This window comes from Pandoraea aquatica (assembly GCF_902459565.1).
In the GTDB taxonomy this organism is placed as follows: Bacteria; Pseudomonadota; Gammaproteobacteria; order Burkholderiales; family Burkholderiaceae; genus Pandoraea; species Pandoraea aquatica.
Genome location: NZ_CABPSN010000003.1, coordinates 278,944 through 298,639, shown reverse-complemented (window position 1 = coordinate 298,639; position 19,696 = coordinate 278,944). Strand labels below are relative to the sequence as shown.

The 19,696-nt window shown below is 64.8% G+C and carries 17 protein-coding genes; 10 read left to right on the top strand and 7 right to left on the bottom strand.

Translation table 11 applies throughout. From position 1 onward, the window contains the following. Nucleotides 1-5 precede the first annotated feature (5 nt). Nucleotides 6-908 (top strand): glycosyltransferase family 2 protein, encoded by a 903-nt coding sequence (locus tag PAQ31011_RS12140; protein ID WP_150576078.1) that lies wholly within the window; start codon nucleotides 6-8, stop codon nucleotides 906-908. A 38-nt stretch (nucleotides 909-946) separates the two neighbouring features. Here PAQ31011_RS12140 and PAQ31011_RS26380 read toward each other — a convergent pair whose 3' ends face one another. Together PAQ31011_RS26380 and PAQ31011_RS12135 are read right to left on the bottom strand one after the other, a co-directional pair. Beyond that, complete coding sequence (locus PAQ31011_RS26380) at nucleotides 947-1,117, bottom strand: hypothetical protein (protein WP_174990094.1); 171 nt, start codon at nucleotides 1,115-1,117, stop codon at nucleotides 947-949. Between the two features lie 122 nt (nucleotides 1,118-1,239). Continuing rightward, nucleotides 1,240-2,292, bottom strand: a complete 1,053-nt coding sequence (locus tag PAQ31011_RS12135; RefSeq protein WP_150576077.1) for a YeiH family protein — start codon at nucleotides 2,290-2,292, stop codon at nucleotides 1,240-1,242. Between the two features lie 223 nt (nucleotides 2,293-2,515). Here PAQ31011_RS12135 and PAQ31011_RS12130 point away from each other — a divergent pair, with 223 nt between their 5' ends. Next, nucleotides 2,516-3,178 (top strand): 2-hydroxychromene-2-carboxylate isomerase, encoded by a 663-nt coding sequence (locus tag PAQ31011_RS12130; protein ID WP_150576076.1) that lies wholly within the window; start codon nucleotides 2,516-2,518, stop codon nucleotides 3,176-3,178. A 47-nt stretch (nucleotides 3,179-3,225) separates the two neighbouring features. Here the strand turns inward: PAQ31011_RS12130 and PAQ31011_RS12125 are convergent, their stop codons facing one another. From PAQ31011_RS12125 to yfiR, 4 genes are all read right to left on the bottom strand, one after another. Next, nucleotides 3,226-4,533 (bottom strand): SGNH/GDSL hydrolase family protein, encoded by a 1,308-nt coding sequence (locus PAQ31011_RS12125; protein WP_150576436.1) that lies wholly within the window; start codon nucleotides 4,531-4,533, stop codon nucleotides 3,226-3,228. A gap of 254 nt (nucleotides 4,534-4,787) precedes the next feature. Continuing rightward, on the bottom strand, nucleotides 4,788-5,411 hold the full coding sequence (gene yfiB / locus PAQ31011_RS12120) for an outer membrane lipoprotein YfiB (protein ID WP_343031670.1): 624 nt from the start codon (nucleotides 5,409-5,411) through the stop codon (nucleotides 4,788-4,790). Nucleotides 5,412-5,494: 83 nt separating this feature from the next. Further along, the gene (dgcN, locus tag PAQ31011_RS12115; protein ID WP_150576434.1) at nucleotides 5,495-6,760 is read right to left on the bottom strand and encodes a diguanylate cyclase DgcN/YfiN; all 1,266 of its coding nucleotides are present in this window, start codon (nucleotides 6,758-6,760) and stop codon (nucleotides 5,495-5,497) included. A 143-nt stretch (nucleotides 6,761-6,903) separates the two neighbouring features. Next, nucleotides 6,904-7,458 carry a regulatory sequestration protein YfiR gene (gene yfiR / locus PAQ31011_RS12110; RefSeq protein ID WP_246179523.1) on the bottom strand — a complete coding sequence of 185 codons (555 nt, stop codon included), beginning with the start codon at nucleotides 7,456-7,458 and terminating at the stop codon, nucleotides 6,904-6,906. A 553-nt stretch (nucleotides 7,459-8,011) separates the two neighbouring features. Here yfiR and PAQ31011_RS12105 point away from each other — a divergent pair. The 6 genes from PAQ31011_RS12105 (at nucleotide 8,012) to PAQ31011_RS12080 (ending at nucleotide 16,372) form a co-directional block, all read left to right on the top strand. Continuing rightward, nucleotides 8,012-9,733 (top strand): putative bifunctional diguanylate cyclase/phosphodiesterase, encoded by a 1,722-nt coding sequence (locus PAQ31011_RS12105; protein ID WP_150576074.1) that lies wholly within the window; start codon nucleotides 8,012-8,014, stop codon nucleotides 9,731-9,733. Nucleotides 9,734-9,878: 145 nt separating this feature from the next. Then, nucleotides 9,879-10,985 (top strand): S-(hydroxymethyl)glutathione dehydrogenase/class III alcohol dehydrogenase, encoded by a 1,107-nt coding sequence (locus tag PAQ31011_RS12100; protein ID WP_150576073.1) that lies wholly within the window; start codon nucleotides 9,879-9,881, stop codon nucleotides 10,983-10,985. Nucleotides 10,986-11,001: 16 nt separating this feature from the next. Continuing rightward, the gene (locus PAQ31011_RS12095) at nucleotides 11,002-12,654 is read left to right on the top strand and encodes an inorganic phosphate transporter (protein ID WP_150576072.1); all 1,653 of its coding nucleotides are present in this window, start codon (nucleotides 11,002-11,004) and stop codon (nucleotides 12,652-12,654) included. Nucleotides 12,655-12,831: 177 nt separating this feature from the next. Continuing rightward, complete coding sequence (locus tag PAQ31011_RS12090) at nucleotides 12,832-13,584, top strand: SH3 domain-containing protein (protein ID WP_150576071.1); 753 nt, start codon at nucleotides 12,832-12,834, stop codon at nucleotides 13,582-13,584. A gap of 761 nt (nucleotides 13,585-14,345) precedes the next feature. Then, the gene (gene bcaP, locus PAQ31011_RS12085; RefSeq protein ID WP_150576070.1) at nucleotides 14,346-15,740 is read left to right on the top strand and encodes a branched-chain amino acid transporter BcaP; all 1,395 of its coding nucleotides are present in this window, start codon (nucleotides 14,346-14,348) and stop codon (nucleotides 15,738-15,740) included. Nucleotides 15,741-15,913: 173 nt separating this feature from the next. Continuing rightward, nucleotides 15,914-16,372, top strand: a complete 459-nt coding sequence (locus PAQ31011_RS12080) for a cupin domain-containing protein (protein WP_150576069.1) — start codon at nucleotides 15,914-15,916, stop codon at nucleotides 16,370-16,372. Nucleotides 16,373-16,445: 73 nt separating this feature from the next. Here the strand turns inward: PAQ31011_RS12080 and PAQ31011_RS12075 are convergent, their stop codons facing one another. Then, nucleotides 16,446-16,739 (bottom strand): hypothetical protein, encoded by a 294-nt coding sequence (locus PAQ31011_RS12075; protein ID WP_150576068.1) that lies wholly within the window; start codon nucleotides 16,737-16,739, stop codon nucleotides 16,446-16,448. Between the two features lie 284 nt (nucleotides 16,740-17,023). On the opposite strand from PAQ31011_RS12075, the gene kefF reads away from it, so the two are divergent. Beyond that, nucleotides 17,024-17,743, top strand: coding sequence for a glutathione-regulated potassium-efflux system oxidoreductase KefF (gene kefF, locus PAQ31011_RS12070; protein ID WP_150576067.1), 720 nt, complete (start codon nucleotides 17,024-17,026; stop codon nucleotides 17,741-17,743). Next, nucleotides 17,743-19,668, top strand: a complete 1,926-nt coding sequence (gene kefC, locus PAQ31011_RS12065; RefSeq protein WP_246179522.1) for a glutathione-regulated potassium-efflux system protein KefC — start codon at nucleotides 17,743-17,745, stop codon at nucleotides 19,666-19,668. The genes kefF and kefC overlap by 1 nt, the downstream gene beginning before the upstream one ends. Nucleotides 19,669-19,696: the final 28 nt, after the last annotated feature.

Here is a 19,696-nt window from a genome sequence, read left to right as displayed (position 1 = left end):
CCCTCATGCTAAGCATTCTGATCCCCACCTGGAACAACCTGCCGTTCCTCAAGCTGTGTATCGATAGCGTTCGCCGGCACTCCGGCGAGGCGCACGAGATTCTCGTGCACGTCAACGACGGCAGCGACGGCACGCTCGACTGGGTGCGTGAGCAGGGTTTGCGTCACACGCATAGCAGCGGCAACGTAGGCGTTTGCCTCGCGCTCAATCAGCTCGCGCCGCTCGCGTCCCACGATCAGTTGCTGTTCCTGAACGACGACATGTTCGTCACGCCCGGCTGGGACACTGCGCTCGTCGATGCCGCAGGCGCCCTTCAGGCACTCGGCACGCAGGTCTATTACCTCTCGTCGGTCATGGTCGAGCCCAACGCCGGGGTCAGCAAGCAAGTCGTTTCGAAGGATTTCGGCACCACGCCGGAGACGTTCGACGAAGCCGCGATGCTCGCTTTCGCCGCCTCGCTGGAACGCGGCGACGTGAACGGTGTGCCGACGCAGCCCACGCTCGTGAGCCGCGCGCTATGGCATCTGGTCGGCGGCTATAGCATCGAGTTCGGCCCCGGCATGAGCAGCGACGACGACTTCCTGATGAAACTCTGGCTGGTCGGCTGCCGGACGTTCCGCATTGTCGGCAAGAGCGTGGTCTATCACTTCGGTTGCCGCTCGACCGGGCGCGTGGTGAAGAATCGCGGCAGCCGCGAATTTCTGATGAAGTGGGGGATGACGCAGGCCGAGTTCAAGCGTGACTATCTCGATCTCGCAGGCACGCCCGCAGGCGCGGCACTGCCGAACGTGCCGATGCCCAGCGGCAAGAGCCGCATCAAACGCGCGCTGCACGGCAGCAAGCCCTACCCGCTCGAAGACCTCGCGCGCTGGGACGCCAACGTCCCGCAACATCTGAAGCTGGACTGAGACGTCCGGCCGCACGCCAGTACCGTTGAAACCGTGAATCAGTGCCGTGGGTGACGGATACGTGCCCACGCGTGCTCAAGACGCTTCACCGCAGGACTCTCCGGGTGACGCGTCCACCACACCCCCATCTCCCACACCATGCCTGCAAGCACGGCGATCAGCACGAGTGCGCCGACGGTGTACCAGATCTCGCCGAATGAGGTTGACATAACGGCCTCCCAAAAACGCACCACGGACGACCGGCGGCCGTCCGTGATTGCATTCTAGGCGACGAAACCCGGCTTGCCCGCCGGGTCTGCCCTAAGGTCCGGGTGTCATCCTTCCAGCCGCCTCAGAGCTGCCCCATCGTCAGTTGCACCACGAGGCTGCTGACCGACACTGCCGCCCAGACACCCAAACCGAGCAGGATCGGACGCACACCGGTCGACGCCATGCGGCGCAGGTTCGACGACAGGCCGATGGCGGTGAGCGCCACGATGATCAGGAATTCGGCAGCGTCGTGAATCCAGGGTTGCAGCGCGCTCGGCACGAGGCCTGCCGTACGAATGCCCGAGGCGATCAGGAAGCCGAGGATGAACCACGGGAAGATGCGGGCGAGGCTGAAGTTACCGGCACCGGCACGCTTGGCGCGGTACGCCACGATGGCGGCCAGCGTCAGACAGATCGGGATGATCAGCGTGGCACGGGTGAGCTTGACGATGGTGGCGTAGTCGCCGGCCGCCTTGCTGTAGCTGTAACCGGCCGCCACGACCGACGACGTGTCGTTGATCGCCGTGCCGGCCCACATGCCGAAGCCCAGATCCGAGAGATGCAGCGCGTGACCGAGCACCGGGAACAGCAGCACGGCGGCGATGTTGAACAGGAAGATGGTCGAGATGGCGAAGGCCGTTTCGTGATCGTCCGGCTTCACGATGGGTGTGACGGCCGCAATTGCCGAACCGCCGCAAATCGCCGTGCCCACGCCGATGAGCAGCTTGAGCTTGTCGGGTACGCCCAGCAAGCGGCCCAGCCCCCAGGCCGACAGACCGGCGGCGGTAATCGTCACAGCCGTGACGGCAAGCGATTCGAGCCCCGTGTGTGCCACCTGCGACAGGGAGAGACCGAAACCCAGCGCAATGATCGACCACTGAAGCACGTACTTCGATGCGAACTTGATGCCCGACTCGTAACGCGCGCCCGGGGCGAAGATATTACGCACGAGAATGCCGAGCAGAATGCCAAACACCGGACCGCCGACGAGCGGCATCTGACGCCCCAGCAACAGCGCCACGAAAGCAATCACGGTCGAGAGAACGAGGCCCGCCCAAGGGTTGTGCTGATCCGGCACCAGCGTATCGGGACGGCTGGCCGAAGCGGGCGTTGCAGCGTGGGTTTTTGTTGTCATGTCGGGCACTCCTTGCGAATGAGTGCCAGTCTAAAAACTCCGCTTCAATAATAAAAATCGTTATATCAAATACAAATTATCCAAAATTCCGATGAATCTTCGGGCCGATGTTAAGCCACTGATTCCATGAAGGTTTTTGTGACGTTCGCGCTGTCCCGCTACACTGTCCGAAGCGTCGAGTCGCACGCGCCGAGAAAAATTTCTACACAGGAGACCGCGCCCTATGTCGCAAACTGACGACACCCCCGCCCGTCACGCCCAGTGGTATTTCGACTTCGCCTCCCCGTTCGCGTATCTGCAATTCGAGCGTTTCGATACGCTGCCGCGCACGCTCGCCATCGAACTGAAACCCATCGTGCTGGGCGCGATCCTCGTGCATTTGCAGACGCAGGGACCGGCCGAGACGCCGCACAAGCGCATCTTTACCTACCGCATGGCGCAGTTTCGCGCCGAGCAGGACGGCATTGCGTACCGCATGCCGCCGGTGCACCCGTTCCATCCGATTCGCGTGTTACGTCTGGCGGTCGCGTTGGGCGCCACGCACGATGTCGTGCGCACGATCTTCCGCTTTATCTGGGCAGAGGGGCGCGACGTGACCGACCCGCAGGGCTGGGCCGACCTGAGCGAGCGCCTCGGCCTGTCGGCCGACGACGCGCTCGCGCGTGCGGAATCGCCTGAGGTCAAAGCGGCGCTTCGCGAGAACACCGAAGGCGCGATTGCCGCCGGGGTGTTCGGTGTGCCGACGTTTGCTTATGACGGGGAGTTGTACTGGGGAGACGACGCCACGGCGATGTTCCGCCACTGCCTCGCGCATCCGGAATGGCTGCAATCAGCGGACGTCAGCCGGCTGCAACAGGTGACGGTCGGGGTGAAGCGCGAGCGTTGATACCGGGCGTAGAGGTGCGTTAGCGTTCGCTAGCGTTCATTAGTTCATCAGCGCGCTGCGCCAGGCGGTTGCGCCTTCGCACCAGCACCGAGAATCAGCGGCAGTGAGACGGCGTCCGCCATTGCGGCGTAACCGGCGTCGCTCGGATGCGTGCCGTCGCCGCTATCGAGACGCGGCAGCATGCGCGTCGGTTGCGACGGATCGCGCAATGCCGCGTCGAAATCGATCACGCCATCGAAAGCGCCACCGGTACGCACCCATTGATTGACGGCCTCGCGCACCGCTTCACGCTCGGGCGGGAGTTTGCCCGGCGGGATCGTGGTGCCGAGAATGCGGACGTTACGGGCGTGGGCCGCTGCGATCAGCGACTGATAGCCCGCGATCATCTCGGGCGCGGTGACGATCACGTGCGGTACATCGCAATCGAGCCCGGCGTGCGGCGGCACGTAACCGAAATTGATGTCGTTGATGCCGATCTGCACGACGACCGTCTTCACGCCGGGTTGCTCCAGCGCGTCGCGGCGAAAGCGCGCCACCAGCCGCTCGCCGTAGCAGGCCGAATCGTGCAGCAGACGATTGCCGCTGATGCCGAGATTGAGCACGGCGACATCGCGCCGTCCGGCGGCATCCAGGCGACGCACCAACCCATCCGGCCAACGACGATTGGCGTTCAGTGTGCTGCGCATGCCGTCCGTGATCGAATCGCCGATCGCGACGATGGCGTGCGCCGGTGCGTCGGGCACGACACTCAGCCCGGCCAGCCACAACGTATTCGTGAAGCGCGTTGGGAACGACGCCGCCTGTGCGTTATCGACGAAATCCCCTGCGCCGCTCAGGAAGGCGGTCTGCTGCGCGATCTTGTGCCACGTGGTGGGCGTCTTCGATTCTTGTGTGAAGAGACTGACGGCCAGCGGCGTTCCGGCGCGCACCGTGAACGGCAACGGGTCGCTTTCGAGCGACGCCCCCGGCGCAATGCGCGCGGCCGGTTGTCCGCCGAACGTCAACGCTCGCACCGTGCCCGCGTCGACGGCCGCACCGCGCGCGGACACTGCGAGACTTGCGCGTTCGATGACCAGCGGCTGCGTGCCATAGGCGTTCGAGAAACGCACTCGGACATCATTTCCGGACAGCGTGGGATAAACGATTTGACGAACGGTGCGCCCGCCTGCGGCCGGTGCCCGGTTGAACGAAGGTGCCGCCGGATGCTGCGCGACGGCTTGCGGCGCAGTCGCCCATGCACCGACGCGTGCGTTCGGCACATTGGGAGCGCCCTGCCCCTGGGCCAGCGCCGCCGAGGACACCCCCGCGATGGTGGCCGCGAACACGGTCAGCGCGACGCGCAAAGCGCGTTGCATTCGGGGCGAGCCCTCGGCAACGGGAAACCGGTAGTTCGTGAACGTAGACAACGTCGGGTGCATGAAAACAGCGTAGGCCAGCATGAGTGATTCGGGCAGCAGTCGCCATTGTGCCTGATTGCGGCCGTTGGCAAGGACTTACATTGCCTTTCAGGCATGGCCCTGCCGCACGGTTTGGCGTGTCGAAACCCGACCAGCGACGGTGCCCGGACTCAGTAGGTGGAAAGCAGTATGTCGAACGCAGTACGGTGCAATCAGCGCGTCGAGATTACGATGGCGACGCGCCGGTTCTGGGCACGCCCTGCCGGGGTGCTGTTATCGGCGACCGGGTTGCGCTTGCCCGCACCGATCGTCTGAATGCCCGCGCGTTTGACGCCCGCCTCGGCCAACACATCGGCCACGGCATCGGCACGGCGTGCCGAGAGTTGCTCGTTATACGTGTCGCTGCCGACCGAGTCGGTGTAGCCATAGACGCGCACCGCGTCGAGTCCGACCTTCACCAGCGTGTGCCCGATGCGCGTGACCGTCTCGCGTGCAGGGTCGCGCACCACGAATTTGTCGGTGTCGAAGAGCACCGTGTCCGACAGCCCGAATTCCCAGCCTTCTTCGGTCTGCGTGAAGCCTTCCGACTTGAGCGCGGCGATCTGCGCGGGCGTCAGACCGTGCACGGGCGTGGTTTGGCAACCGGCGAGCGCACCGAAGCCGAGCAGGACCACCAGCCCGAGCGCGCGACGCAGGAGCGTCCGGTATTGCGAGAAAGTGCGACCCAGCGCGGCGGCAAAGTTGCCACCGAAGGTGCCCCGACGGGCAGATGAATGTTGTTGGCTGCCCGTACCGACAGCGTCGGCGGTGTTAGCAGCGATAGCAGCGAAGTCCAAGGCCAATCCCCATTGCGGTGTGAAATCCGGTCGTCATTTATGTTTATGTTTGCGTTTTTACAGCTTAGGTGTTGCTCGCCACCTTATCCCTTGGGGCTTTCCGCAACATGCCAGGTGCCGTCTCCGGCACGCTTGGCCTGATACATCGCCGCATCCGCTGCGCGCAGCAGCGCCACCGCGTCGTCGGCGTGTGTCGGGTACAACGCCACGCCGATGCTCATCGACGTGGCCAGTTCGCTGCCATCGGGCAGCGCAATCGGCCGTTCCATCGAGGCCAGAAGGTTCTGCGCAAGGCGCACGGCGTTGGATGTCTGCCGCACGCCGGGTAGCATCACCGCGAACTCGTCGCCGCCCAGACGCGCCACCAGATCGCCCTCGCGCAGCGGCTGTCGCAAACGCTCGGCAATCGCCACGAGCACCGCGTCGCCAGCGTCGTGGCCGAGCTGATCGTTGATGTCCTTGAAGCGGTTGCTGTCGAGATACAACAGCGCCACGTGCGTGCCCAATTCGCGCGCCTCGTCGAGCGCCTGTACCAGACGCGACTCGAAATACGCGCGATTCGGCAAGCCCGTCAGCGGGTCGTGATTTGCCTGATGGGCGAGCGTCGCATTCTGCGCGCGCAAATGGTTCTGCCAGCCTTCGAACTCGTCGAGCAGCGCGTTAAAGTCGTCGCCCAGTTCCTTCAATTCGGCAATCGGTGTGGCGGCCACACGCTGGTGGAACGCCCGCTCCCGACGCACCGCATGCGCCACTTCCGCCAGCGCACGTAACGGCTTGACGATATCGCGGTGCATCCGCTTGGCGAGCACATTCGCTACGCCAAACGTCACGGCGAGACACGCAAGCACGCCGCCGATCCCGCTCATCAGAAACACGAAGAACTGATTGCCCTGCCCCTGCACTTCGATCGTGCCGACGACCTTGTCTTCATGACGGATCGGCAGCGTCACCGGGCCGGGCATGGCGATATCGGCGACGGTTCGCTCGATCCGTGCCAGCGTGCCGCCGTCGGGACGCCGCCACATCGCGAACTGCGCGTTGCGCGCATCGAGCACGCGCACCTGAACCACATCTTCGTCTTTGGCGATGAGGGCAATCGCTTCCTGCGCCGCGACCTTGTCGCCGAACACGACCGCCGCTTCGGCGGTGTAGGCCAGTGAGCGGCCGATCAGCAGCAGATTGTTTTCGGCATAGGCGCGCAACGCGATCCACGCGACGACCGAGAGCAAGAGGGCAGCGAGGACCACGGCGGAGACTGCGAGGCGCAGATGCGTGCGTCGCAGCACGCGCTGCAAGGAGGGCCGTCGCCGACGCACGGACGACGCGGCTGGCGGCGTCGACGTTGCGATGGTGGCACCCGGCGGTGGCTCATGTGTCGACTCGTGCGCCGCTGCACCGGTCCCCGTATCTGGCGCGGCCTGCGGTGACAGCAGTCCGGCCACGGGCGTCCCGGGTCCGGACGGCGGTGGATGGGCGGGGGGGAATTGGGTGGTCATGGCGTAGCCGGCTTTCGCGCCAGCTTCAGCACGTTCGGGTGGACACGCACGCCGCTGCGCGCGACGGTGTCGAGGTTGATATCGAAGGTCACCCGGTCCGCATCGACGTTCAGGCAGAACATCGTGCCGATCGTGCACGAGTCGTTGCGCTCGCTGATCGTCAGCACGGGATGACCGGCGAGGTTGGCCAGCACCTGACGGCGCTCGATGTCGCTCATTGCGCCGACGTACAGCACGTCGCACAACGAACCAATGGCCGGCTCCAGAGGAGAAATGCGCTGCGCTTCCACCGGTGGCGCGCTGCCCGTCGGCTGAACCGTTAGCAGGTCTCGCGCATAGTCGGTAGTGCCTGCCACGCACAGACGCACTTTCGCGGGCGTCGTCGGCCAGCGGGTGAAACTGATGATGCCGAGCACGACTTGCCGGACATTGGCGTCACGCACACTGACGGATGGGGTCCCCGCGGTACCTGCGTTACCTGCACTTCCGGCAGCCGAGGACTGCGCCACCGCCTGCCCGGCAAATCCCACGAGTCCCACCAGTGCTGCCATGAGCACGCTCAGGGACATCAGGCACAGCCGCAACACGCGCAGCCACGAGCGCGCGCGCGCAGACCGGCCACTGCCGCATGTCTGCCGCAGGCCCCGTGTCACTCCGGTCGTCTTTGTCCGGACGCTATGCAACGTCGCCTTCCCTCAGTACCCAAATGTTTCGCGGTCGTCCGCTTGCCCGGCAAAAATGCCCTGTCGGCACCTCCGGCGAGATCGACGCCATTTCGGTGCCATCCCTTCGGAAACAGGCCGCATGATACCGAACGGCTCCCGGCTAAGCCATACGGACCGGGTCAGGTGCGGCATTTCTGCACAGGTAACGCCAGCCCACAGCATGCGCGTGCCGCCGCCTTTTCGGAACCCCTTCCGACCCCGCGTTTTCCCTTGCACGAAGACGCTTGCATCGTGGCAGAATGGCGCTCATAACCAATTGAAAAACAAGAGGAATCGGGCGACGAGATCGCTCGATTTTCGAGATAAAAATCGCGACGCCAGGGAGGTGTTGCATGACGTTCCTGAATTCCGGCCGCGCCGGCTTTCGGGAGGTACGGACGTGAACGATCTCGTACCTCGTCGGGTGCCCGACGTACAGGGCGAACTGAGCCGTGCCGCGCTCGACAGCGCGCCGTATGCCATGTTCGTCTGTACCGACGACGGCATGCTCGAGCGCATGAACGCGGCGTTCACGCGCCTGACCGGCTATACGCCCGACGACCTGCTGGGCAAACGCAGCTTCCTTTCCCTGCTCGATCCCTCGGAACTGGCGCGTCGCCGCCTGCCTGCGCTCACCAGTTTGTCGGCGCATGAAGCGGTGCCCTATGACGACGAGTGGCATCTGCTCACTCACATCCGCAGCTGGCTGCCGATCCGCCTCGCGCTCTCCTGTGTCGAACACGCGCCGGGCGAGCGCCGCTGGGTGGGCATCGTGCTCGATCTGTCGCAGCAGGTGCAGGTGGCGTCGCGACTCTGGTACGTCACCCACCACGACCCGGTCACGAGCCTGCCCAATCAGACCTTGCTCAACGAACGTCTCGAACTGGCGATTCATCGTTGCGCGATTCAGCAGGTCGGGCTCACGGTGATGCTGGTCGAACTCGATCACCTGCGCAAACTGCGCAGCACTTTCGGTCCGCCCGCCGCCGAGCTGGCGCTGCGCATCGCCGCCGAGCGGCTGCGCGAAGCCAGTGGCCCCGAAGACGCCCTCGCCTGTCTGGGCGGCAGTCAGTTCGTGATCGTCACCAACGAAACGGGCGACGGCGCACGCTTGCTCGCCGCACGTATTCAGGCACGGCTCGCACAATGGGTGGACGTCGATCAGAACTCAGTCGCGCTCGATGCGAGCATCGGCGCGGTCAGCTACCCGGATCACGGCAATACCCCCGAGACACTGCTGCGGCGCGCCCATGTCGCGCTCGGCATCGCCAGCGCCGCCGGCGGCGGTCTGCGCTTCTTCAGCAGCGAGATGGATTCACAGGCGCGACGCCGCAACGAACTGGAGACGCTGCTGCGTGTGGCCGTGCACGAGGCGTCGCATTCGCAGTTGCATCTCGTGTATCAGCCGCAGGTCACGCTCTCGACGGGCGAGATCCGCAGCGCGGAGACCCTGTTGCGCTGGCGTCATCCGTCGCTTGGTGCGGTGGGACCTGCGGAATTCGTGCCGATTGCCGAGACGTCGGGGCTGATTCTCCCGCTGGGCGAGTGGGTGATGCAGACAGCCTGCCGGGAGGCGAGCCGGTTGCTGCGACGCTGCGGCCATCTGCCGCGCATCTCCGTGAATGTGTCCGCGCAGCAGTTCGCGCGGCAGGACGTCGTAGGCATGATCGAGCGCGCGCTGAATACGCACGCGCTGGAGCCGCGCCATCTGGAAATCGAAATCACCGAGACGGTGTTGCTGGGCGACTCCAGCGCCTCCGTCGGCTGTCTGCGCTCGCTGCACGATATGGGCGTGGAGATTGCCGTGGACGACTTCGGCACGGGTTACGCGAGTCTCGCCTATCTCACGCGCTTTCCGATTCATCGCCTGAAGATCGATCAGAGCTTCGTGCGCGACATGCTCACGCATGCGCCAAGCCATGCCATTGTGAACGCCGTCATCGCCATGGCGCACTCGCTGGGGCTACGGGTGACGGCCGAAGGTGTCGAGACGCAGGCGCAGGCGCAGCGGCTCACCGAACTCGGGTGCGACGAAGCGCAGGGCTACTGGTTCGCGCGCCCGGTCGACGCGCAGGGCTTCTATCACATCGTGGCACCGTTGGGCAGCGGCGCACGGCGCTGAACAGGCGCTGCACCTGGCAATTCATGTATCCGGCCACGTCTTTTTTGTCGACATGGCGTGTCAAGACTCGCGCGTGACTTTAGAACGCGGTATGGTACGTCGCGAAGGGATTCCCCCGAACGACGTAGCAACGAGGAATAACGCCATGAAAACCAAAGCCGCCATTGCCTGGGAAGCAGGCAAGCCCCTGACCATCGAAGAAGTCGATCTGGAAGGGCCGCGTGCCGGTGAGGTGCTGATCGAGGTCAAGGCCACCGGCATCTGCCATACGGACTACTACACACTCTCCGGCGCCGACCCGGAAGGCATCTTCCCCGCCATCCTCGGCCATGAGGGCGCGGGCGTGATCGTCGACGTCGGCCCGGGCGTGACGACGCTCAAGAAAGACGACCACGTCATTCCGCTGTACACGCCGGAATGCCGTCAGTGCAAATTCTGCCTGTCGCGCAAGACCAATCTTTGTCAGGCCATCCGCAGCACGCAGGGTCGCGGCCTGATGCCGGACGCCACGTCGCGCTTCTCGCTCGACGGCAAGCCCATCTTCCATTACATGGGCACGTCCACCTTCTCGAACTACATCGTCGTGCCGGAAATCGCCGTGGCGAAGGTCCGCTCCGACGCACCGTTCGACAAGGTCTGCTACATCGGCTGCGGCGTGACGACCGGCGTCGGCGCCGTCGTCTATTCGGCCAAGGTCGAAGCGGGTGCTAACGTCGTCGTGTTCGGCCTCGGCGGCATCGGCCTGAACGTGATTCAGGGCGCGAAGATGGTTGGCGCGGACAAGATCATCGGCGTCGACATCAACCCGGGGCGTGTGGAACTGGCGAAGAAGTTCGGCATGACGCACTTCATCAACCCGAACGAAGTGGAAAACGTCGTCGACGCCATCGTGCAACTGACCGACGGCGGTGCGGACTACTCGTTCGAATGCATCGGCAACGTCACGACCATGCGTCAGGCGCTGGAGTGCTGCCACAAGGGCTGGGGCCAGTCGTTCATCATCGGCGTGGCCGCAGCGGGTCAGGAGATCAGCACGCGTCCGTTCCAGCTGGTGACGGGTCGCGAGTGGAAGGGTTCGGCGTTCGGCGGCGCGCGTGGCCGCACCGACGTGCCGAAGATCGTCGACTGGTACATGGAAGGCAAGATCAACATCGACGACCTCATCACGCACACGCTGCGTCTCGATCAGATCAACGAAGGCTTCGATCTGATGAAGCGCGGCGAGTCCATCCGTTCCGTCGTGCTGTACTGATCTCGCAGATCCACTGATGCGCGGCGGCGTGCTGGATCCGCCCGACAGTCCCGCTGGCGATGCCGGCGGGCCGCTCGCACGAACACGCCGTCGCCGTCATCGCATTCGTCTCGCCATCTTCCTCACCCTGCTGTTTGCAGGGCTGATCTTCACCACTGTCAGCCTCGTACGCGACGTCGGCCGCGCCGGCGAACACAGCATCGCACTGCTGCCGTTCCTTTTGCTCGTCGTCGCCCTGCTGATCGCCCTCGGCTTCGAATTCGTCAACGGTTTTCACGACACGGCGAACGCGGTCGCGACCGTCATCTACACCAACTCACTGCCGCCGAGCGTCGCCGTCATGTGGTCGGGCCTGTTCAACTTTCTCGGCGTGCTGCTCTCAAGCGGCGCAGTGGCGTTCAGTGTCGTCTCGCTGCTGCCCGTCGAACTGATCCTGCAAGTCGGGTCGTCGGCGGGGTTCGCGATGGTCTTCGCGCTGCTCATCGCGGCCATCGTCTGGAACGGGGCGACGTGGTGGCTCGGCCTGCCCGCATCGTCCTCGCACACGCTGATCGGCTCGATCGTCGGCGTGGGCATTGCCAACGCCCTCATGCATGGACGCGACGGCACCAGCGGCATCGACTGGTCGCAGGTGACAACCGTCGGCTACTCGTTACTGCTCTCACCCGTGATCGGGTTCGGACTGGCGGCGGCCCTCTTCATCACGCTCAAATTCTGCGTGCGCAATCCGGCGCTGTACGCCTCGCCCGAACCGCGCAAACCACCGCCGTGGTGGATTCGCGGCATGCTGATCCTCACCTGCACCGGCGTGTCCTTCGCCCATGGCTCCAACGACGGACAGAAAGGCATGGGGCTCATCATGCTGATTCTGGTCGGCACGGTGCCCATCGCCTACGCGCTCAATCGCGCAATGCCGGACGCGCAGGTCGCTCAGTTCGCCGCCAGCGCGCAGACTGTGCAACGCTCGCTCGCCGCACATCCACCGCTAGGTGCACCTGACGTCAATGCATCGGATGTCGTGCCGAGCGCCCCTGCCCGCGACGTGCTGACCCGCTTCGTGCGCACCGAACGCTTCACGCCTGACGTCGTACCGGCGTTGTCCGAACTCAGCGGCGATATCGGCCAAGAGGTGGCCGAACACGGCTCGTTCGCACGCATGCCCGCCACGTCGGTCGCTAACGTGCGCAACGATATGTACATCGCGTCCGAGACTATCCGGCTGCTGGAACGGCAACATGGCGTGCATCTTCAGGCGGACACTGTCAGCGACCTTCAAGCGTTTCGCGGCCAACTCGACGAGGCCACCAAGTACATCCCGTTCTGGGTGAAGGTGTCGGTTGCCGTCGCGTTGGGCCTCGGGACGATGGTCGGCTGGCGGCGCATCGTCGTGACCGTCGGCGAGAAGATCGGCAAGAAGCACCTCACGTATGCGCAGGGCGCGTCGGCCGAAGTCGTCGCCATGCTGACCATCGGGGCCGCGGACATGTACGGCCTGCCGGTGTCGACCACGCACGTGCTGTCATCCGGCGTCGCGGGCACCATGACCATCAACGGGTCGGGCCTCCAGTGGGACACCATTCGCAATCTGCTGCTGGCGTGGGTGCTCACCCTGCCGGCGGCCATCGTGCTCGCGGGCGGCCTGTACTGGGGCTTTCGCCAGTTGTTCTGAGCGCAGTGCGCGCATGGGATAGCGGGCGAGTGTCGCCCCGTAACACACGACAATATTCCGGCAACGTTTCGTTACGCATTACCGCAAACCATCGGGCGGGAAGTCCGGTCGAACCGGCATGGCAAGCACGGAGAGGTTCGGAAATTCGCCGTGCGCCGCTGAATCAGGGAGACGAACATGAACAAACCCACCTTGCCCCTCGCCATCGCGGCCGCGACCTTGCTGACGTCGCTGGTCGCGCTGCCCGGCGTGGCGTCGGCGCAGTCGAGTCAGGCGGTCATCAACGCATCGGCCAATGTGCGGGCTGGCCCTGCGAGCGACTATCCGGTCGTCGCGCAGGCGGGGCCCGGCATGCCGGTGACGGTCTACGGCTGTGTCGCGGGTTATTCGTGGTGCGACATCGGCTTGCCGGGTGCGCGCGGATGGATCTATGGCGCGTTGCTCAGCTATCCCTATCAGGGCAATCCGGTGCCCGTGCTCAACTATGGAACCATGATCGGTTTGCCGATCATCACCTTCTCCATCGGGTCGTACTGGGGCAACTATTACCGTAACCGTCCTTGGTACAACGATCAGCGTTATTGGCATCGTCCGCCGCCGGGACCGCGTCCGCCGCATTGGGGACCGGGTCCGGGGCCGCGACCGCCGGGACACGGCTACTACCCGGGTCATCCGCGTCCGCCGGGTCACGGGGCGGGACCGGGACCAAGGCCACCGGGACATGGCGCGGGTCCGGGGCCGAGACCGCCCGGGCACGGTGGTGGGCCGGGTCCGCGTCCGCCGGGCGGCGGGGGCAATGGTGGTGGACACGGGGGCGGCCATGGGGGTGGAAATGGCGGTGGGCATGGCGGTGGGCATGGCGGTGGGCATGGCGGTGGGCATGGTGGTGGCCGTCCGCCGGGTGGGGGTCCAGGCGGCCCGAACCGATAAGACGGGCGATGTCGGCCCGAGGGTTTGAATTCGGGCAATGGATGGGCGGGGGATGTCGGTGCCCTGACGGAGCGACTTTCAGGTGGAGCGCAGTCGGGGTACCGGCAGCCCCCGCGGCCCGGAGGCTGGCTGGGGCGTGGCGGTGGTGGCGGGATGTGGTGTTAGGAGCACGACCCGCCCCAATCCGCCCCTAATTAAGCAGCAACTACACGCACTTTGGGAAAAACGCTTAAAATGTGAGCAATTCCGGCCAGGCGGAGGTGCCGAACGGGCACCGATGGCCGGACCGCAGGACAGCGAGCCCTTGCACACCGACGCCTTCCGGCGTTCCCGTGCACCAACATTGCAGACCCTTCAGCAGACCTATCTCCGGTGTGCCGCAGCGAAGAATCGAAGCATCGCGGCGGTCACGGCAGTCCGGCAGGATCCTCAGTAAGTCTCGATTGTGTTCGTCCCGCCCCGGCGTGCCCTCCTTGCGAGCGGCGACGTCGTGGCATGCCCATCGCCATGCCCCATCGTCGGCACGCGCTACCCGCGCCCGCCGACGTCGGCCGTATTGCCCGTGCAGTGTGCCCGGGCCGCGCGAGAGCAACGACGTGGTTCGTCAAACCCTGTGGCCTTCCGCCACGCATGGGAACGAGCGGCCACAAGCCCGGGTGCCCTTTGCAGCCAGGTTGCGGGACACGTCTCCCGCAGATTCCCCGGATGGCGCTCGCCACGCGAACGCCAGGGGCATACGTTGCAGGAACCTTTTGCAGGCAATGAGTCTTTTTCGAACCAAAAACATCGAGAACATGCTGGCCGCGGGTCGCACCGGCGATCTCAAGAAAGTGCTGGGCCCGGTCGACCTCGTCCTGATGGGCATCGGCGCCATCATCGGCACCGGCATCTTCGTGCTCACCGGCACCGGCGCACTCACAGCCGGCCCGGCGCTCACCATCTCGTTCATGATCGCCGCGATGGCCTGTGGCTTCGCCGCGCTGTGCTACGCCGAGTTCGCCTCCACCATCCCCGTCTCCGGCTCCATCTACACCTACAGCTACGCCACGCTCGGTGAAATCGTCGCGTGGATCATCGGCTGGGATCTGATGCTCGAATACGGGCTGGCGTCCTCCGCCGTGTCCGTCGGCTGGTCCGGGTACTTCCAGTCGCTTGCCGCCGGTTTCGGTCTTCACCTGCCCGCCGCGATCACCGCAGCGCCCGGCAGCGTGCCCGGCGTGAGCACGTTCATCAACCTGCCCGCCGTCGTGATCATGCTGCTCATCACGTGGGTGCTGTCGTACGGCGTGCGCGAGTCCGCACGCATCAACAACCTGATGGTCGCCATCAAGATCGGTGTCGTGCTGCTGTTCATCGCCGTGGGCGTGTGGCACGTCAAGCCGGCCAACTGGACACCGTTCATGCCGTTCGGCACCAGCGGCATGTTCAACGCCGCCGCGCTCGTGTTCTTCGCCTTCATCGGCTTCGACGCCGTCACGTCCGCCGCCGAAGAAGTGCGCAACCCGGGACGCGACCTGCCCATCGGCATCATCGGCTCGCTCATCGTCTGCACGCTGTTGTATGTGGCGGTCGCTGCAATCATGACCGGCATCGTGCCGTTCGCGCAGTTCGCCGGGGTCGATCACCCGGTGTCGCTCGCGCTGCAATACGCCGGACAGAACTGGATCGCAGGCTTTGTCGATCTGGGTGCGATTCTCGGCATGACCACCGTCATTCTCGTGATGACGTACGGCCAGACGCGCATCACCTACGCCATGTCGCGCGACGGCCTGCTTCCGCCGCTTCTTTCGCGCATTCACCCCACGCACAAGACCCCGTTCGCTGGCACGTGGATCATCGGTGTGGTGTTCGCCGTGATCGCAGGCTTCGTGCCGCTGGGTGTGCTCGCCGAGCTGATCAACATCGGCACCTTGTCGGCGTTCGCGCTGGTGTCGGTCGCCGTGCTCGTGCTGCGTCGCACACGCCCCGACCTGCCGCGTGTATTCCGCGTGCCGGGCGCGCCGGTCGTGCCGCTCATCTCCGTGGGGCTGTGCCTGTTCCTGATGGCGCATCTGCAAGCGACCACGTGGATCGCCTTCGTGGTGTGGCTCGCGATCGGCATGGTGATCTACTTCACCTACGCCCGCCGCAACGCGCTGCTGCACAAGCAAGGCTAATACCCGCAACACCGACTTTCCCCATCTCGCGCACCATCGCGAGTGGGCGTATAGTCCGGCACAGGGCCTCGTAGGGACACATCGGTGTGCCCCCGAGGCCCTTTCTTATGCCTCATTCGCCCGTGCTTTTCCCTTGCCGTCGTCACCCCACGTCCTAGCCAAGGAATCAAAACATGCGCCGTTATGTCCTGCTTGCCGCTGTGCCTGCCGCGTTCGCTGCCGGTCTCCTCTCTTCCCATCTGATACCGAGCGCCGTAGCACAGGCTGCACCGCTCACGCCGCAGATCATCGACGTCGGCGCGATGACCGACGAACAGATCGGCAAGCTCGTCCCCAACGTCGGCACGCTACGCTCGCGCACGCTGGTCGCCACGCAAAACGGCACCGTCGCCGTGCAGAGCGGGAACGTGCCGCGTCACACCCATCAGGATGCCGATGAAATTCAGTACGTGATTTCGGGCAGTGGCACCTTCTGGCTGGGCGACCAGCAACGCGAAGTGCACCCGGGCGATCTGATCGTGATTCCGCGTGGCACCGTGCATGCCGGGTCGCAGAACACCAACGGCGAGTTCAAGGTGCTGGCGATCAAGCTGCCGCCGCAGGCACCGAACGATATTCAGTGGGTGAAGTGACGAAGTGAAGGAGTGATGATCCGGCACGCGGACGCCTGACGGCCCCGTGCCCGATCATCGACACAGTGACAGGTCAGCCCAAGTTGCGATTGATCCAGACTGCACCGTAGCCGAGCGCGAACATCGTGAGCAGCAGCGGCACCGAGATGCGGATGATCTGAATGACGAGCGGACGCGGCGGCAAATCCTCGTCCTGCGGCATACGGGCCGCCTCGTGCAGCGCGCCCGTGCAAAGTGCTGCCGCCACGGCGCTCGCGAACACCCAGAACGTCTGGTTGTAGAGCAAGGCGACGAGCAGCAACGTGAGCGCCACGTTGCGTCCGTGATAGATCAGATTGACGGTATTGCGAAAGGCTTGCGGCGACATGTCGGAAAAGCACTGACGTATGCATGACTGCACCGCCTGCGCGAAGTATCTTGTTATTCGTTTTTTTGATCCGCAGCGCGCCTCGAAACGCACCGCGGTCCTTTCATTCCTCACTTAATCCCTAACGGCGCTGGCTGCCGAGTCTTTAGCGGATCGTCGGCCGCTCACCGGTCATCCGTGGCCATTCGTGGCCACGCGTGACGTGTTCGAGGTGCATCTTACCGCGCCGAATCCACACCTTCGCGTGATGTCATGCGTCATACGAATGGAGTATCCTCCCCCGCATGACAGCCCCCGCCTCCTCCCGTCTCCAGCAAGCCGCGCAGGACACCCGTGACGGTGCCCCGCAGCGTGCCGTCTACGTCATCGTGGCGCATCCGCGCTGGCGCGACTCGCGCGTGAACCGCCGCCTGCTCGAAGCCGCACGCGGCATCGAAGGTGTCGACGTCAACGACCTCTACTCGACGTATCCCGACTTCAGCATCGACGTTGCCGCCGAGCAGGAACGCGTGGCGCGCGCCGACCTGATCGTGCTCGTGCATCCGATCTACTGGTACAGCATGCCGCCGTTGCAGAAGCTCTGGTTCGACGAAGTCCTGTCGTGGGGCTGGGCTTACGGTCAGGACGGTCATGCGCTCGCCAACAAGGATCTCTGGCTTGTAGCCAGCACGGGCGGACCGCTCGAAAGCTACCGTCCCGAAGGGTACAACCAGCACGAGTTTTCTGCCTTCCTGCCCGCCTACGAGCAAACGTCGCATCTGTGCGGCATGCGCTTCTTGCCGCCGCATGTACTGTTTGGTGCACGACGCTGCGACGCCGCCGCACTCGACACCCACGTGAGCGAATTCGCCGGACGCCTCGCCACGTATCCGCACTGGCCCGAACTGATCTCGATGGCGGACGCCGCCGAATGTCAGGCGATCCCGTCGACGGACCGGCCGCGCTGCGCGACCGGCGACGGCGCACAGAACACCACCGACACCGCTCCCGGGAGGGCTGCCTGATGGAACATGTGCCGTCCTGGTTGCTCGCCAGTCTCATCTATCTGGCAGCGGCTGTTATCGTTGTGCCGCTGTCCCGCGCGCTCGGTCTCGGCGCAATCATCGGCTATCTCGCCGCCGGTATCGCCATAGGTCCGTGGGGCCTCGGCCTCGTCTCGCGTGTGGAAGATGTCCTGCACTTTGCCGAGTTCGGCGTGGTGCTAATGCTGTTCCTCGTTGGCCTCGAACTGGAACCGCGCCGTCTGTGGAGCTTACGACGACCGATCTTCGGCTGGGGCTCTGCGCAGGTCATCGGGTGTGCCGTGCTGCTGTTCGCGGCGGGCGTCGCGCTCGGCGCGCCGTGGCGCATCGCGCTCGTCGCGGCACTCGGTCTCGCGCTGTCGTCCACCGCCATCGCCTTGCAGGTGATGGCCGAACGCAACATGCTCGCCACCGCCAGCGGTCAGGCGGGCTTCTCGATTCTGCTGTTCCAGGACGTCGCCGCGATCCCGATTCTCGCGCTGCTGCCGCTGCTCGCCGATTCGGTCGACAGCCAGGCGATGACGGGCACGGCGCGCGCGCTCGAAGCACTGAAGATCGTCGGCGTGATTGCGGCCATCATTCTCGGCGGGCGTCTCGCTTTGCGTCCGCTGTTGCGCTGGATCGCCAACAGCAAGACGCCCGAGATCTTCACGGCAGCGGCGTTGCTGCTGGTCGTCGCCATTGCCACGTTGATGCAACTGGTAGGCCTGTCGATGGCGCTCGGTGCCTTCCTCGCAGGCGTGCTGCTTGCGGAAAGCGAGTACCGTCGCGAACTCGAAACCGACATCGAACCGTTCAAGGGATTGCTGCTGGGGTTGTTCTTCATCGCCGTGGGCATGAGCATCGACTTCGGTGTGCTGATGGCGCAACCGTTGCGCATGCTCGCCGTGGTGATCGGCTTCATGGCGCTCAAGGGACTCGCGATCTACAGTTTGTCGCGTCTGATGCAGTTGCCGTATCAGGAGCGTCCGATCTTCACGCTGCTGCTCGCGCAGGGCGGTGAGTTCGCCTTCGTGGTGTTCCAGTCGGCCGGTCCGCAGGTGCTGCCGCCGGCGGTGTCGTCGTTCCTGATCGGTGCGGTTGCGCTATCGATGTTGCTCTCGCCGCTGCTGCTCGTGGCCATCGACAAGTGGTTGCTGCCGCGTTACAGCGTGAAGGGGTCGCCCCGCATGGAGGAGATCTCGGAGCCGCAGTCGGCAAACGTGGTGATCTGCGGCTTTGGACGTTACGGACAGATCGTCGGCCGCACGCTGATTCCGCAGGGCGTGTCGGTGACCGTGCTCGATCACGATCCGGACACCATCGAGAGTCTGCGTCAGTTCGGTTTCCGGGTGTTTTACGGCGATGCGACGCGTCTCGATCTGCTGCGCATTGCGGGCGTGGCCAACGCGCGTGCGGTGGTCATCGCAGTGGACGACCTCGATCAGTCGCTCGAAATCGCCGATCTGATGCGCGAACACTTCCCCGACGTGCCCGTCATCGCCAGAGCGCGCAACGTCGGACACTTGTTCCAGTTGCGCGAGCGCGGCGTGAAGCACATCGAGCGCGAAGTCTTCGAGTCGTCGCTGCGCAGCGCGCGCTCGGTGCTCGAAACACTCGGGTGGCCGGCGTCCGAAGCCCGTGAGGCGACGATGGCGTTCAGACGCGCCAATTTGCAGTTGACGGACGAAATGTATCCCTCCTACCAGGATCGGAACAAGATGATCGCCACCGCGAAGGAAGGGCGTCGTCAGTTCGAGGAGCAGATGGCGCGCGAGCGAGCGACGCGTCGCGCGCAGCGACAGGTCACGTTCGGCTGGGATGGTGACAGCGCTCCTGAGAAGACGCCGGGGCCTGCCAGCGCCGACGCCACAACGTCTCAGGACAAGACCGCGACATCACGCGCAGGCGACGAACCTCGCGCCTGAGCCATCATCAACGCACGCTATCGCATCG